Source organism: Plasticicumulans acidivorans (genome assembly GCF_003182095.1).
Classification (GTDB): Bacteria; Pseudomonadota; Gammaproteobacteria; order Competibacterales; family Competibacteraceae; genus Plasticicumulans; species Plasticicumulans acidivorans.
The window spans coordinates 130,541-143,804 of record NZ_QGTJ01000012.1 but is presented as its reverse complement, the minus strand read 5'-3'; the positions used below and the strand labels follow the sequence as shown (position 1 = coordinate 143,804).

The 13,264-nt window shown below is 68.9% G+C and carries 11 protein-coding genes and 2 pseudogenes; 9 read left to right on the top strand and 4 right to left on the bottom strand.

The genetic code is table 11. The features are described 5' to 3' along the window. Nucleotides 1-95: pseudogene (locus C7443_RS20480) on the bottom strand (electron transfer flavoprotein subunit beta/FixA family protein); the annotation flags it as partial. 247 nt (nucleotides 96-342) lie between these two features. On the opposite strand from C7443_RS20480, the gene C7443_RS17455 reads away from it, so the two are divergent. From C7443_RS17455 to C7443_RS17445, 3 genes and pseudogenes are all read left to right on the top strand, one after another. Further along, on the top strand, nucleotides 343-774 hold the full coding sequence (locus C7443_RS17455) for a MaoC family dehydratase (protein WP_110020001.1): 432 nt from the start codon (nucleotides 343-345) through the stop codon (nucleotides 772-774). 427 nt (nucleotides 775-1,201) lie between these two features. Beyond that, nucleotides 1,202-1,327: pseudogene (locus C7443_RS20475) on the top strand (glycine zipper 2TM domain-containing protein); the annotation flags it as partial. Nucleotides 1,328-1,335: 8 nt separating this feature from the next. Further along, complete coding sequence (locus tag C7443_RS17445; protein ID WP_170123673.1) at nucleotides 1,336-2,619, top strand: cellulose synthase subunit BcsC-related outer membrane protein; 1,284 nt, start codon at nucleotides 1,336-1,338, stop codon at nucleotides 2,617-2,619. A gap of 37 nt (nucleotides 2,620-2,656) precedes the next feature. Here C7443_RS17445 and parC read toward each other — a convergent pair whose 3' ends face one another. Next, entirely contained in the window at nucleotides 2,657-4,903 is a 2,247-nt protein-coding gene (gene parC / locus C7443_RS17440) for a DNA topoisomerase IV subunit A (protein WP_110019996.1), read from the bottom strand. Between the two features lie 179 nt (nucleotides 4,904-5,082). Here parC and C7443_RS17435 point away from each other — a divergent pair, with 179 nt between their 5' ends. The 3 genes from C7443_RS17435 to C7443_RS17425 are packed head-to-tail and all read left to right on the top strand — an operon-like array spanning nucleotide 5,083 to nucleotide 8,345. Further along, on the top strand, nucleotides 5,083-5,550 hold the full coding sequence (locus C7443_RS17435; protein WP_110019994.1) for a MarR family winged helix-turn-helix transcriptional regulator: 468 nt from the start codon (nucleotides 5,083-5,085) through the stop codon (nucleotides 5,548-5,550). Nucleotides 5,551-5,577: 27 nt separating this feature from the next. Then, nucleotides 5,578-6,801 carry an HlyD/EmrA/EmrK family protein gene (locus C7443_RS17430; RefSeq protein WP_110019992.1) on the top strand — a complete coding sequence of 408 codons (1,224 nt, stop codon included), beginning with the start codon at nucleotides 5,578-5,580 and terminating at the stop codon, nucleotides 6,799-6,801. Next, nucleotides 6,798-8,345: a DHA2 family efflux MFS transporter permease subunit gene (locus C7443_RS17425; protein ID WP_110019991.1), complete on the top strand. Its 1,548-nt coding sequence runs from the start codon at nucleotides 6,798-6,800 to the stop codon at nucleotides 8,343-8,345. The genes C7443_RS17430 and C7443_RS17425 overlap by 4 nt, the downstream gene beginning before the upstream one ends. Before the next feature lie 21 nt (nucleotides 8,346-8,366). Here the strand turns inward: C7443_RS17425 and C7443_RS17420 are convergent, their stop codons facing one another. After that, nucleotides 8,367-8,891 (bottom strand): 3'-5' exonuclease, encoded by a 525-nt coding sequence (locus C7443_RS17420; RefSeq protein ID WP_110019989.1) that lies wholly within the window; start codon nucleotides 8,889-8,891, stop codon nucleotides 8,367-8,369. 18 nt (nucleotides 8,892-8,909) lie between these two features. Next, on the bottom strand, nucleotides 8,910-10,796 hold the full coding sequence (parE, locus tag C7443_RS17415) for a DNA topoisomerase IV subunit B (RefSeq protein ID WP_110019987.1): 1,887 nt from the start codon (nucleotides 10,794-10,796) through the stop codon (nucleotides 8,910-8,912). 86 nt (nucleotides 10,797-10,882) lie between these two features. Between parE and C7443_RS17410 the strand changes: the two genes are divergently transcribed. From C7443_RS17410 to ispA, 3 genes are all read left to right on the top strand, one after another. Beyond that, entirely contained in the window at nucleotides 10,883-12,031 is a 1,149-nt protein-coding gene (locus C7443_RS17410; protein ID WP_170123672.1) for a phospholipase D-like domain-containing protein, read from the top strand. Nucleotides 12,032-12,106: 75 nt separating this feature from the next. Continuing rightward, nucleotides 12,107-12,349: an exodeoxyribonuclease VII small subunit gene (locus C7443_RS17405; RefSeq protein ID WP_110019983.1), complete on the top strand. Its 243-nt coding sequence runs from the start codon at nucleotides 12,107-12,109 to the stop codon at nucleotides 12,347-12,349. A gap of 4 nt (nucleotides 12,350-12,353) precedes the next feature. After that, nucleotides 12,354-13,241, top strand: a complete 888-nt coding sequence (gene ispA / locus C7443_RS17400; protein ID WP_110019981.1) for a (2E,6E)-farnesyl diphosphate synthase — start codon at nucleotides 12,354-12,356, stop codon at nucleotides 13,239-13,241. The last annotated feature ends 23 nt before the right edge of the window (nucleotides 13,242-13,264 follow it).

Below are 13,264 nucleotides of genomic sequence, written 5' to 3'. Positions count from 1 at the left end.
TTCGCGTTGGCGATGTCCACGTCCGTGCCGTCGGCCTTCGCCCGCACCTTGACGTTGTAATCCACCACCCGCTTTACGGCGACCAGGACTTTCATCAAAGCATCACCTTCGGTAGTAAACAGTAATTCCCGCGCCGGCTTTAACATCCGGTAGCGCTCAGCACAGTTTTAGCAGAATGCATACTAGGGAAAACCCTAGTGAGACTACAGACCAATACTTGCACTTGCAACACTAAATGGCAGGATGACCGGCAACGGTTGACCTGAGTCTATGCCGGATATTCCGATTTTCCTTAGCCTCGCTCATGTTCTTCCCCCCAACCCGCAACAGGAGCTCACCGCCATGTCCGATCTACACGGCTACTACATCGAAGATCTGAGCGTCGGCCAGACCGCCAGCTACGCGAAGACCATCACCGAAGCCGACGTGGTGCTGTTCGCCGGCATCACCGGCGACGACAACCCGGTACACATCAATCAGGAATTCGCCGAAACGACGATGTTCAAGGGACGCATCGTCCACGGCATGTTCTGCGCGGGCCTGATCTCCTGCGTGGCCGGCACGCGGATGCCCGGCCCCGGCGCGATCTACGTCGGCCAGACGCTGAAGTTCAAAGCGCCGGTACACATTGGCGATACCGTCACCGCGACCCTCACCGTGCGTGAAATCATCCTCGAAAAGCGCCGTGTCATCTGTGACACCGTCGCCACCGTCAAGGGCCGCACTGTCGTCGAAGGTGAAGCCACCTTCATGATCGACCACAAGCCCGCCTGAACCGGCCATCCGCCAGTCCATTCGCATCTGCTTGATGCAGGTCAACGAGATCGATGCCGATTCCAGGTTCAATAAGCCCCGAGGCCGCAACATGAAATGGCGGTACGCGGCCTTGAGCTGGCCCATCTTGGCGGAATGGGCACACAAGCTCGTTTGATCTCCTGAGGCAGGTTTGTGCGGGGACTTTCGAAGTCCCCGCTTTTTTTTTGCGCGCACTCAACGCCGCGCAGCGGCCAGCGCGCCAGAAACCCGAACATTCCGCGTCGGATCGCGTCGAAGTGACAGGAAAGCGTTACGCTTTCCGTTACCCCCAACGCATCAGGAGAGGACCATGAACCTCCCATCGCTCGTCGTCACCGCCCTCGGCCTCGCTATGCTCAGCGCCGGTTGCACGCAGTCCGGCCATCTGTCACCCGAGGCGAAATGCATCGGCGGCACAGTGGCAGGCGCCGCGGCCGGTGGTCTGCTCGGCAATCAGGTCGGCGGCGGCACCGGCAAGACGCTGGCCACCGTGGCCGGCGCCGGTGCCGGTGGCTACGTCGGCAATCGAATCGGTTGCCAGTGAAGTCGGCAGGCACATCGCGGCGCACCGCGCGTCGCCTGCTCTTCGCTGTCGCGATCCTGACGGGTGCGAGCGGGCCGGCTCGGGCTGAGGAACCCGTAGAAACCACCCGGCTGCAGCGGGCAACGGATGACTACGATCAAAAGCGCTTCCTGGCGGCCTACCGCCGCGCGGCCGACGTCTGGCCACAGCTCGCGCACATCGACAGCGACAGCCTGCTCGGCGTCGCCGGTCTGAGCTACCGGCCGGGGCAGGCCGGGCTCGACCGCAGCCTGCGCATCACGCTGCCGCTGGCGGCCATTGAGTGGCGTGACGATGTCAGCGCCTGGAGCTTCGCCGCCGGCCGTATCGAAACTCGCAGCGACCGCCCGCAGCAGGGCGCCGCGATCGGCAGCGCCGAAGGCGGCGCCTTTGCCTACGCGCCGACGCGGGCCGTCAGCGGTGATGCCTGGCAGATCGGCTATCGCCACGACAGCCGCCTCGCCCCCTACTTCAGCTTCGGCCAGACACCGGTGGTCGACGGCCTCGCCAGCCCGCTGCACGCCACGCTCGGCGCTACCGTCGACTTCGCCACACAGCGCTGGGACGTGCAGCTGTTCCGCCGCCCGGTCGAGGATTCCCTGCTCTCCTACAGCGGCCTGCGCGATCCCTACAGCAACGAGCGCTGGGGTCGGGTCGCGGCCGGCGGTTTTGCGCTCGGCACGCGCTGGACGCCGTTCACGGACTGGGTCGTGCACGTCGATTTCAGCCGCTTCTGGCTCGACGGTGAGGACGTCGCCGCCAATACCGCGCGCACCAGCTCGCTGTCACTGAGCCGCGATCTCGGCATCGACGGCTTCGACCACTTCACGCTCGGGCCGCGTGTCGACTGGGCCGCCTACGACGAGAACCTCAGCCAGTTCACGCTCGGCCATGGCGGCTACGACAGCCCGCAGCGCCGCCTCGGCCTCGCCCTCGGAGCCAACTTCCTGACCCGCGAAGGGCAATCGCAGCTGCTGCGCGGCGACCTGCAGATCGGCTGGCAGACGCGTCGCGAGGATGCCTCGCCGTATCTGCCGCTGTCGCCCGACGGCCGCGAATATCCCGCCAGCGAGGATCGCGGCCTCGCCAGCCGCCTGCGCCTGCAGGCCATCTGGCGACTGTCGCCGTACTGGCAGACCGGCCTCGCCGCCAGCTACGAACACAACCCGGCCTGGGAGCAGGCCGGCGGCCAGGCCTTCATCCGCTACCTGTTCGACCCGCGCCCGGCGGTGTTTTCCAGCGACCTGCCGGAACTGCCCTGAGCCGCGGCCCGGGCAGCGGGCCCGGGCCGCTCGGCACTCAGGGCTGCACCACCTCGATGCGCTCGACCTTCTGCAGACCGCGCGGCAGTTCCCGGCCGCGCTTGCCGCGCTCACCGGTATAGGCATCGAGATCGGCCGGCTTCAGCGTCAGCGTGCGCTTGCCACAGTACAGCGTCAGGCTCGCCGCCGCCGGCAGTACGCCGGTGGCGACCACGCCGTCGTGATCAGCCTGCAGCGCGATCAGCCTGTTGCCCTTGCCCTTGGCCATCTGCGGCAGCTCGGCGGCGGCCAGGCACAGCAGCCGCCCCTGGCGGGTGACGACCACCAGACGGTCGCCCGCCACGGTCGGCACCGGCTGCGGCGGCAGCAGCCGTGCACCGGCGGGCAGCGTGACCACGGCCTTGCCGGTGCGGTTACGCGACAGCAGATCCTCGTAGCGGCAGATGAAGCCGTAACCGGCATCGCTGGCCAGCAACCAGAGCTCGTCGGGATTGCCGAGCAGCACCGCAGTAAAGCGCGCTCCGGCCGGCGGGTCCAGTCGCCCGGTCAGCGGCTCGCCGTAGCCGCGCGCCGAGGCCAGGCCGTGCGCCGGCAGCGCATAGGCGCGGCCGCCGTCATCGAGGAACACCGCCTGCTGGTTGCTGCGCCCGCTGACCTGCATCAGCAGCGCGTCGCCGGCCTTGTAACTGAGGCCGGCGCCGTCGAGCTCATGCCCTTTGCCGGCGCGCACCCAGCCCATCTCTGAAAGCACCACGGTGACCGGCTCCGACGGTGCCAGCTGGGTTTCGTCGAGCGCCTGGGCGGCGCGGCGTTCGACCAGCTTCGACCGCCGCTCGTCGCCGTACTGCTCGGCATCGGCGCTGATTTCAGCGCGGATCAGCGCCGTCATGCGTGCCTCGTTGCCGAGCAGGTCGAGCAGGTCGTCGCGCTCGCGGCTGAGCTCGTCCTGCTCGCCGCGGATCTTCATTTCTTCGAGCTTGGCGAGCTGACGCAGCTTGGTTTCGAGGATCGCCTCGGCCTGCACTTCGGAGAGTTGAAAGCGCGCGATCAGCGCCGCCTTCGGCTCGTCCTCGAAACGCACGATGCGGATGACTTCATCGAGATTGAGGAACGCGATCAACAGGCCGGCGAGGATGTGCAGCCGCGCCTCGACCTTCTCCAGGCGATGCTGCAGGCGCCGGCGCACGGTGCGCCGGCGATAGACCAGCCACTCGCTGAGCAGCTCACGCAGGTCGCGCACGCGCGGCAGGCCGTCAAGGCCGATGACGTTGAGATTGGCGCGGAAGCTGCGTTCGAGGTCGGTGGTGGCGAACAGATGATCCATCAGCGGTTCGACGTCGACCCGGTTCGAGCGCAGCACGATCACCAGGCGGATCGGATTTTCGTGGTCGGACTCGTCGCGCAGGTCCTCGACCATCGGCAGCTTCTTCGCCTGCATCTGCGCGGCGATCTGCTCCAGCACGCGGGCGCCCGAGGTCTGGTACGGCAGCTCGGTGATGACGATCTCCTCGTCGCCGCGCTGGTACTCGTAGCGCGCCCGCACGCGGATCGAGCCGTTGCCGCTGCGGTAGATCTTCACCAGGTCTTCGCGCGAGCTGATGATCTCGCCACCGGTCGGGTAGTCCGGCCCCGGCACGTGCTCGCACAGCGCTTCGAGTGAGGTCTGCGGATCATCGAGCAGCGCGATGCAGGCATCCGCCACCTCGCGCAGATTGTGCGGCGGCACGTCGGTGGCCATGCCGACGGCGATGCCGGTGGTGCCGTTGAGCAGCACGTTCGGCAGCCGCGCCGGCAGCAGCACCGGCTCATCGAGCGTGCCGTCGAAGTTCGGCTGCCAGTCGACGGTGCCCTGGCCGAGCTCGCTCAGCAGCAACTGCGCATACGGCGCCAGACGCGCCTCGGTGTAGCGCATCGCGGCGAAGGATTTCGGATCGTCGATCGAGCCCCAGTTGCCCTGCCCGTCGACCAGCGGGTAGCGGTACGAGAACGGCTGCGCCATCAGCACCATCGCTTCGTAGCAGGCCGAATCACCGTGCGGGTGGTACTTGCCGAGCACGTCACCGACGGTGCGCGCCGATTTCTTGTACTTGGCCGCCGCGCTCAGGCCGAGCTCGGACATCGCGTAGACGATGCGCCGCTGCACCGGTTTGAGGCCATCACCGATGTGCGGCAGGGCGCGATCGAGGATCACGTACATCGAATAATCGAGATAGGCCTTCTCGGTGAATACGGCGAGCGATTGCTGTTCGCTGCCTTCATGGGCGAGCTGGGTCGGATCAGACATGGAAGCGGTGTACCTGGAGCCGCACGGGAAGTGCGCAGGCGCGAATTCCAAACGATGCGCCGGCTGCACGCAACCGTTGCGCATGGCTGCCATGCTGGTGACTGCCTGAACTTTTACTGCTACAGCAGCTAGTATTGATTCCTCTCCCCGTCTGTCGCCTGGCCCGTGCAGCCGCTCCGATGACCGATTCCGCTCCGCTCGAACTTCGCGTCGCCGATTACCGACTGGAAGACAGTCTCGGCTTCCTCGTCCACCGCCTGCGCAGCGAGCTGTTCGCCGCCCTCGAAGCCGAAACCGGCGCCTACGACATCACCGCCGCGCAGTGGGTGATCCTGATGCTGCTCGGCCACGGCCACGCCCGCACCGCCGCCGAACTGGCACGCTGCCTCGGCAGCGACACCGGCTCGATGACGCGCATGATCGACCGCCTCGAAGACAAAGGCCTGATCGGCCGCCAGCGCTCGGCGAGTGATCGCCGCGTCGTGCTGCTCGCGCTGAGCGCCAGCGCCGAGGCGCTGCTGCCGCAGCTGCCGGTGGCTGCCGTCAACGTGCTGCGCCACTTCCTGCGCGGCTTCACGGTGGATGAATACGCGCAGCTCACGCAGCTGCTGCGCCGCGTGCTCGCCAACGCCGACGCGGCGCCCTGAGCCGCGCGGCAAGGAACCGACACTCTCATGTCCTCGCCCGCCCCAACCCCGATCGCCCGCCGCCGGCGCAAGCCGCTGCTGTTGCTGCTCGCTGCCAGCTGTCTGCTGCTGGCCGGCGTCTGGAGCGTCGAGTGGTGGCGGCATGGCCGCTTCGAGGAAAGTACCGACAACGCCTACGTCGCCGGCGACCTGGTGCCGGTCATGCCGCAGATCGCCGGCACGGTGGTCAGCGTGCACGCCGACGAGACCGACCGTGTCGAGGCCGGCGCGACGCTGATCGAACTCGACCCGGGTGATGCACTGATCGCCCAGCAGCAGGCCGAGGCGACACTGGCCCAGGCGGTGCGCGACGTGCGCACGCTGTTCGCACAGCGCGCTGCACTCGCCGCCCAGGTGCAGCAGCGCGCCTCGGAACTCGCGCGCATGCGCGAAGACCTCGGCCGCCGCCAGCGCATCGGTGACAGCGGTGCCGTCACCGCCGAAGAAATCGAGCACGCACGCAACGGCGTGCGCGCCGCCGAGGCCGCGCTCAGCGCCGCCCGCGAACAGCTCGCCGCCAATGCGGTGCAGACCGACGGCAGCTGTGTCGCCGATCACCCGACGGTGCAGCGCGCCGCGAGCCGGCTGGAAGAAGCGATGCTGAACAGCGCCCGCACCCGCCTGCCGGCGCCGGTCGGCGGCTACGTCGCCCGCCGCGCCGCGCAGCTCGGTGCGCGGGTCGCCGCGGGCACGCCGCTGATGGCGATCGTGCCGCTCGATGCCGTCTGGGTGGAGGCGAACTTCAAGGAAGCCCAGCTGCGCGGGCTGCGCATCGGCCAGCCGGCCTGGTTGACGGCCGATCTCTACGGCAGCGACGTGCGCTACCGCGGCCATGTCGTCGGCCTGGGCATGGCCACCGGCGCGGCGACGGCGCTGCTGCCGGCACAGAACGCCACCGGCAACTGGATCAAGGTGGTGCAGCGCGTGCCGGTGCGCATCGCCCTCGAAGCCGCCGAACTGCGCGCGCATCCGCTGCGCCTCGGCCTGTCGATGAACGTCAGCATCGACACCCGCGACCGCTCCGGCGCCCTGCTCGCCGCCGAACCGCGCCGCGCGCCGGTGCTCGACACCGGCGTCTACGCCCGCGATCTTGCGACTGCCGCGGCGCACATCCGCAGCATCATCGCCGCCAACCTCGGTGCCGATACGCCGCTCGCCGACGGCGAGCCGCTGCCCGCAGGTGGCGGCTGCGGCGCACCGGGCACGCCATGAGCGACGACGGCCATACGCTGCAGCCGCTGTATGGCGGCGCGCGGGTACTGGCGACGATCGCGCTGTCGGTGGCGACGTTCATGAACGTGCTCGACTCGACGATCGCCAATGTCTCGATCCCGGCAATCTCCGGCGACCTCGGCGTCAGCACCAGCCAGGGCACCTGGGTCATCACCTCGTTTGGCGTGGCCAACGCCATCGCCGTGCCGCTGACCGGCTGGCTGGCGCTGCGCTTCGGCCAGGTGCGGCTGTTTCTGTGGTCGACGCTGGCCTTCGTGCTGGCCTCGCTGGCCTGCGGGCTGGCGCACAGCCTGGAAACGCTGATCAGCTTTCGCGTGCTGCAGGGCGCGGTGGCCGGGCCGATGATCCCGATGTCGCAGGCGCTGCTGCTCGCCTGCTTCCCGCGCGAGAAATCGGCGATGGCGCTGGCGCTGTGGTCGATGACGACGCTGGTCGCGCCGGTGCTCGGGCCGATCCTCGGCGGCTGGCTGTCGGACAATTACTCCTGGCCGTGGATCTTCTGGATCAACGTGCCGGTCGGTCTGCTCGCCGCCTGGCTATCGGCGCGCGTGCTGCGCGGCCGCGAGTCACCAACGCGGCGGCTGCCGATCGACAGCGTCGGCCTGACGCTGCTGATGCTGTGGGTCGGGGCGCTGCAAGTGATGCTGGACAAGGGCAAGGAGCTCGACTGGTTCGCCTCGGGCGAGATCGTCGCGCTGGCGATCGTCGCCGTGGTCGGCTTTATCGCCTTTCTGATCTGGGAGCTGACCGAGGAGCACCCGATCGTCGATCTGTCGCTGTTTGCGCGGCGTAACTTCTGGACTGGAGTACTGGCGATCTCGCTCGGCTTCGGCGTGTTCTTCGGCAGCGTCGTGCTCATGCCGCTGTGGCTGCAGCAGTTCATGGGCTATACGGCCACGCTGGCTGGTCTGGTCACCGCGCCGATCGGCATCCTCGCGCTGCTGCTGTCACCGATCGTCGGCCGCACGCTGCCGCACCTCGACCCGCGGCCGATTGCGAGCTTCGCCTTCGTGGTATTCGCCAGCACCGCCTGCATGCGCGCCGACTTCACCACCGGCGCTGACGTGGCGACCATCGTGCTGCCGCAACTGCTGCAGGGCGCGGCGATGGCGACATTCTTCATCCCGCTGACCGCGCTGACGCTGTCCGGCCTGCCGCCGGCGCGCATTCCGGCGGCAGCGGGGCTGTCGAACTTCGTGCGCATCACTGCCGGCGCCTTCGGTGCCTCGCTGGCGCCGACCCTGTGGGACGACCGCGCCAAACTGCACCACGCGCAGCTCAGCGAGCACCTCTCGCTGTTCGACACCAGCACCCGCGAGGCGCTACAGGGCCTGCACGCCAGCGGGCTCGATGCGCAGCAGGCGCTGGCGCTGCTCGAACGCCAGCTCAACGTGCAGGCCTACATGCTGGCCGCCAACGATGTATTCCTGCTCTCGGCGGTGCTGTTCGTGCTGCTGATCGGTGTGGTCTGGCTGGCGCGACCGGTGCGCGGCGGTATCAACATCGGTGGCGGCGAGCACTGAGTGCGGCCGGCCGGCGTTGCTTCAGCCGAGCGGGCGCTCCAGCGGGCCGGCGCACACCGGCTGGCGCCAGCCCTTGAGCCGGCACAGCGTGCACTGGATCAGCCAGGCGTCAGAGCTGGCGCGGTGGCGCTCGACGGCGCATTCGGCGATCACTGCGCGGTAGGTCGGCTGCCAATGCAGCGCTTCGTCCTCGTCGAGCAGGGTGCGCAGGCTTTCCAGACGGAAGTACGGCACGCAGCCAGCCTCGTCGAACAGCCGGTCGAGCCACGGCACGTCGAAGCCCCAGGCATCCGTGTACAGCGTGCGCCCGGCCAGCTCGGCATTGAGCCACTCGGCCACGGCGTCGACACTGCGTCCGTAGAGCTCGGCAATGTCGCGACGGATGCCGTGCTTGTGTTCGGCCTCCTCGCTCCAGTGCGTCCAGTGCGGCGGCGGCGCCACCAGCGTGCAGCCGCGACGGCCGTCACCGAGCACCCAGCCGACCTCGATCGGCCAGCTGCCGCGTCCAAAGCCCGAAGCCTCCAGATCGATGACTGCCGGCAGCATGGCCGTTCTCCCGCAGGGTCAGATTTCGGCGAGGTTGCCCTTGGACTCAAGCCAGCTGCGCCGGTCCGCCGCGCGCTTCTTGGCGAGCAGCATGTCGAGCACGGCATCGGCCTCATCGCCGTCCGCGAGCGTCAGCCGCACCAGGCGGCGCGTGTCCGGCGCCATCGTGGTTTCGCGCAGTTGCAGCGGATTCATCTCGCCGAGCCCCTTGAAGCGCGTCACCGCGATCTTGCCCTTCTTCTTTTCGGCGCGCAGGCGATCGAGCACGCCTTCTTTTTCGACCTCATCAAGGGCGTAGTAGACCTCCTTGCCAATGTCGATGCGATACAGCGGCGGCATCGCCACGAAGATGTGCCCGGCGGCGACCAGCGGCCGGAAGTGGCGCACGAACAGCGCGCACAGCAGCGTGGCGATGTGCAGGCCGTCGGAGTCGGCATCGGCGAGGATGCAGACCTTGCCGTAGCGCAGCCCGTCGAGCTGCTCGGAGCCCGGATCGACGCCAACGGCGACGGCGATGTCGTGGACTTCCTGCGAGGCCATCACCTCGCTGGAATCGACCTCCCAGGTGTTGAGGATCTTGCCGCGCAGCGGCATCACCGCCTGGAATTCGCGCTCGCGCGCCTGCTTGGCCGAGCCGCCGGCGGAATCGCCCTCGACCAGGAACAGCTCGGTGCGCGACAGATCCTGCGCCGCGCAGTCGGCAAGCTTGCCGGGCAGCGCCGGGCCGCTGGTGACCTTCTTGCGCACGACCTTCTTCGCGGCGCGCAGCCGCCGTCCGGCGTTGGCCAGCGCCAGCGCGGCGATGCGCTCGGCCTGATCGACGTGCTGGTTGAGCCACAGGCTGAAGGCGTCCTTGACCACGCCGCCGACGAACACCGCGCACTCGCGCGAGCTGAGCCGTTCCTTGGTCTGGCCGGAGAACTGCGGATCGGCAAGCTTGGCCGAGAGCACGTAGCTGCAGTTCTCCCAGACGTCTTCCGGCGCCAGGCGCACGCCGCGCGGCAGCAGGTTGCGGAACTCGCAAAACTCGCGCACGGCCTCGGTCAGGCCGCTGCGCAGACCGTTGACGTGGGTGCCGCCCTGCGCCGTCGGGATCAGGTTGACGTAGCTCTCGGTCAGCCCCTCGCCGCCCTCCGGCAGCCAGGTCAGCGCCCATTCGACCGCTTCGCGCTCGGCCTGCAGACTGCCGGTGAACGGCGGGTCGGGCAGGCGCTCGGCGCCCTGCAGGGCTTCGCAGAGGTAGTCGGTGAGGCCGTCGTCATAGCACCATTCGAGCTGCTCGCCGCTTTCCTCGTCGTGGAAACCGACCTGCAACCCGGGGCAGAGCACCGCCTTGGCGCGCAGCACGTGCTTGAGGCGCGAGGCGAGAAACTTCGGCGTATCGAAATACTGCGGATCGGGCCAGAAGTGCACCGTGGTGCCGGTGTCGCGTTTGGCGCAACTGCCGACGACGCTGAGGTCACTGACCTTCTCGCCATTGGCGAAGGCCATGTGGTACTCCTGCCCGCCGCGCCGCACGTTGACTTCGAGCCGCTTCGACAGGGCATTGACCACCGAGACGCCAACGCCGTGCAGACCGCCGGAAAAGCGATAGGCCTGATTGGAAAACTTACCGCCCGCGTGCAGCCGGGTGAGGATCAGTTCGACGCCGGGGATACCCTCCTCGGGGTGCACGTCGACCGGCATGCCGCGGCCGTCGTCGGCGACCGCCAGCGAGCCGTCGGCATACAGCGTCACCGCGATGCGTCTGGCGTAGCCGGAGACTGCCTCATCGACGCTGTTGTCGATGACTTCCTGGGCAAGGTGATTGGGACGGGTGGTGTCCGTATACATGCCCGGGCGCTTGCGCACCGGGTCGAGGCCGCTCAGCACCTCAATGGCGGAGGCGTCGTAAACCGTACTCATGTCTGCCTGTGTCTGCCCACTGTGAACGATGGCCGCGCGGGCCGCGGCCCGCGCGAGTGTAACCCGAAGTCTGCGGGGTGCTGTGCTTGAGCCGATTGCCGCAGCACCCGAGCGACGGTAACGCCGTCGAACTGTACGTCGACGGCGACGCCTGCTTCGAGACACTGTGGGCCGACATCGACGCCGCCACGCACACGGTGTGGGTGGAAACCTACATCCTCGAAACCGACGCCGTCGGCTGCGCGACGCTGGCGCGCCTGAGCGCCGCCGCCCGCCGCGGCTGCGACGTGCGCCTGATCTACGACCACGTCGGCTCGCTCGGCCTCGACAGCCGCCAGCTCGTGCCGCTGCAGGCCGCCGGCGGCCGCATCCATCCGTTCAATCCGGTCTGGCCCTGGCGTGCCAGCGGCCCCTGGCTGTTCCGCGACCACCGCAAGCTGGTGCTGATCGACGGCCGCATCGGCTGGGTCGGCGGTCGCAACATCGGCCAGCGCTACGCCGGTCCCCACCTCGGCGGCACGCCGGTATTCCGCGACACGCAGGCGCGCCTGCGCGGCCCGGCCAGCGGCGACCTCGCCCGCGCCTTCCGCGAAACCCTCAGCGAACTGCGCGTGCCGCTGCCCGCCCTGCCACCACCGGCCGCGCGCGCCGGCGACTGCCGCGTCGAGGTGCTGAGCGCCAACGGCTGGCGGCGCCGGCGTCAGCTGCAGAGTCGCGTGCGCCAGGCGGTGAGTGCGGCGCGCCGGCGCCTGCTGCTGACCACGCCGTATCCGCTGCTGTCGCGCCGGCTGCTGCGCGCGCTGCGCCGCGCCGCCCGCCTCGGCGTCGACGTGCAGGTGCTGATCCCGGCGCGCTCCGACGTGCGCCTGGTCGATCTCGCCCGCGCCCGGCTGGTGCGCAAACTCGCGCGCAGCGGCGTACGCCTGCATCTGTACGGTGCCCCGATGCACACCAAGACGCTGGTCGCCGATGACGATTTCGCGCTGGTCGGCTCGTTCAATCTCGACGCCGCCACCGGCAGCCACAACCTCGAAATCGGCATCGCCATCCACGCCGCCGCCGTCGCCGAGCAACTGGCGCAGCACTTCGCGACCGATCTTGAGCACAGCGTGGCGGTCGCTTTCCCGCTGCCGCACAGCGGCCCGTGGCAGCGCCTGCTGGAGTGGGCCGCCAGCCGCCTGCTGCGCCTGGTACTGGCCTGGCCGGGGCGCTGGAGCCGCGGCCGGCATCCCTGAACGCCGTCGGGCAAAATTGACCCTCTCGGACGGTGACGCTACCTTACTCACCCTTTTGCCAGCGGGGATGCGACGATGGCGGGCAGGAAATCGGCCCCTCTCGAAATCGAGGGCGCGCTGCGCGAACTGGAAACCCTGGTCGAAGCCCTCGAACAGGGTGAGCTGACGCTCGAAGAATCCCTCGCCCGCTTTGAACGTGGCATCGAACTTTCGCGCGCCTGCCAGGCATTGCTCAGCGCTGCCGAGCAGCGCGTCGACCAGCTGCTGACCCAGGCCGGCAGCGAGCAGATCATCCCCTTCACTCCGCCGCAGAACTGACACCATGCCCAGCGACCGTCTCGACGCCTACCGCGCGCGTGCCGAACAGGCGCTCGATGCGCGCCTGCCCGCCGCCGGACTGTTGCCCGCGCGCCTGCACGAAGCCATGCGCTACGCAGTGCTCGGCGGCGGCAAGCGGGTGCGTCCGGTGCTGGCCTACGCCGCCGGCGAGGCGCTGGACGCCGCCCCCGGGCAGATCGACGTGCCGGCCTGCGCCGTAGAGTTCATCCACGCCTACTCGCTGATCCACGACGATCTGCCGGCGATGGACGACGACGACCTGCGCCGCGGCCGGCCGACCTGCCACAAGGCGTTCGACGAGGCCACGGCAATCCTCGCCGGTGATGCGCTGCAGGCGCAGGCGTTCCGCGTGCTGGTCTGCGACCCGGCGCTGCAGGTCGACGCAGCCACGCGCCTGCGCATGGTCGATGTGCTGGCGCAGGCCGCCGGCTCGCGCGGCATGGTCGGCGGCCAGGCGATCGACATGGCGGCGGTCGGCCACGAGCTGACGCTGGCCGAACTCGAAAACATGCACATCCACAAGACCGGCGCGCTGATCCGCGCCAGCGTCACGCTCGGCGCCCTCTGCCAGCCCGCGGCCGACGAGGCACAGCTGCAGGCGCTCGACCGCTACGCCAAGTGCATCGGCCTCGCCTTCCAGATCCGCGACGACATCCTCGACGTGATCGGCGACACCGCCACGCTCGGCAAGCAGCAGGGCGCCGATCTTGCACACAACAAACCGACCTATCCGGCCCTGCTCGGCCTCGACGGCGCCCGCGCGCATGCCCGCGCGCTGCACGACGAGGCGATGGCCACCCTAGAGCCCTTCGGCGAGCGCGCCGCGCTGCTGCGCCAGCTGGCGGCCTACATCGTCGACCGCAGCCACTGAGCGCTCAGCGCCCCTCGCCAGCC

Bases quoted from the DNA above. Each gene is read 5' to 3' on its own strand.
- C7443_RS17455 (WP_110020001.1), top strand. From the start codon at position 343: ATGTCCGATCTACACGGCTACTACATCGAAGATCTGAGCGTCGGCCAG.
- parC (WP_110019996.1), bottom strand. From the start codon at position 4,903: ATGTCTGATCCGACCCAGCTCGCCCATGAAGGCAGCGAACAGCAATCG.
- C7443_RS17435 (WP_110019994.1), top strand. From the start codon at position 5,083: ATGACCGATTCCGCTCCGCTCGAACTTCGCGTCGCCGATTACCGACTG.
- C7443_RS17430 (WP_110019992.1), top strand. From the start codon at position 5,578: ATGTCCTCGCCCGCCCCAACCCCGATCGCCCGCCGCCGGCGCAAGCCG.
- C7443_RS17425 (WP_110019991.1), top strand. From the start codon at position 6,798: ATGAGCGACGACGGCCATACGCTGCAGCCGCTGTATGGCGGCGCGCGG.
- C7443_RS17420 (WP_110019989.1), bottom strand. From the start codon at position 8,891: ATGCTGCCGGCAGTCATCGATCTGGAGGCTTCGGGCTTTGGACGCGGC.
- parE (WP_110019987.1), bottom strand. From the start codon at position 10,796: ATGAGTACGGTTTACGACGCCTCCGCCATTGAGGTGCTGAGCGGCCTC.
- C7443_RS17405 (WP_110019983.1), top strand. From the start codon at position 12,107: ATGGCGGGCAGGAAATCGGCCCCTCTCGAAATCGAGGGCGCGCTGCGC.
- ispA (WP_110019981.1), top strand. From the start codon at position 12,354: ATGCCCAGCGACCGTCTCGACGCCTACCGCGCGCGTGCCGAACAGGCG.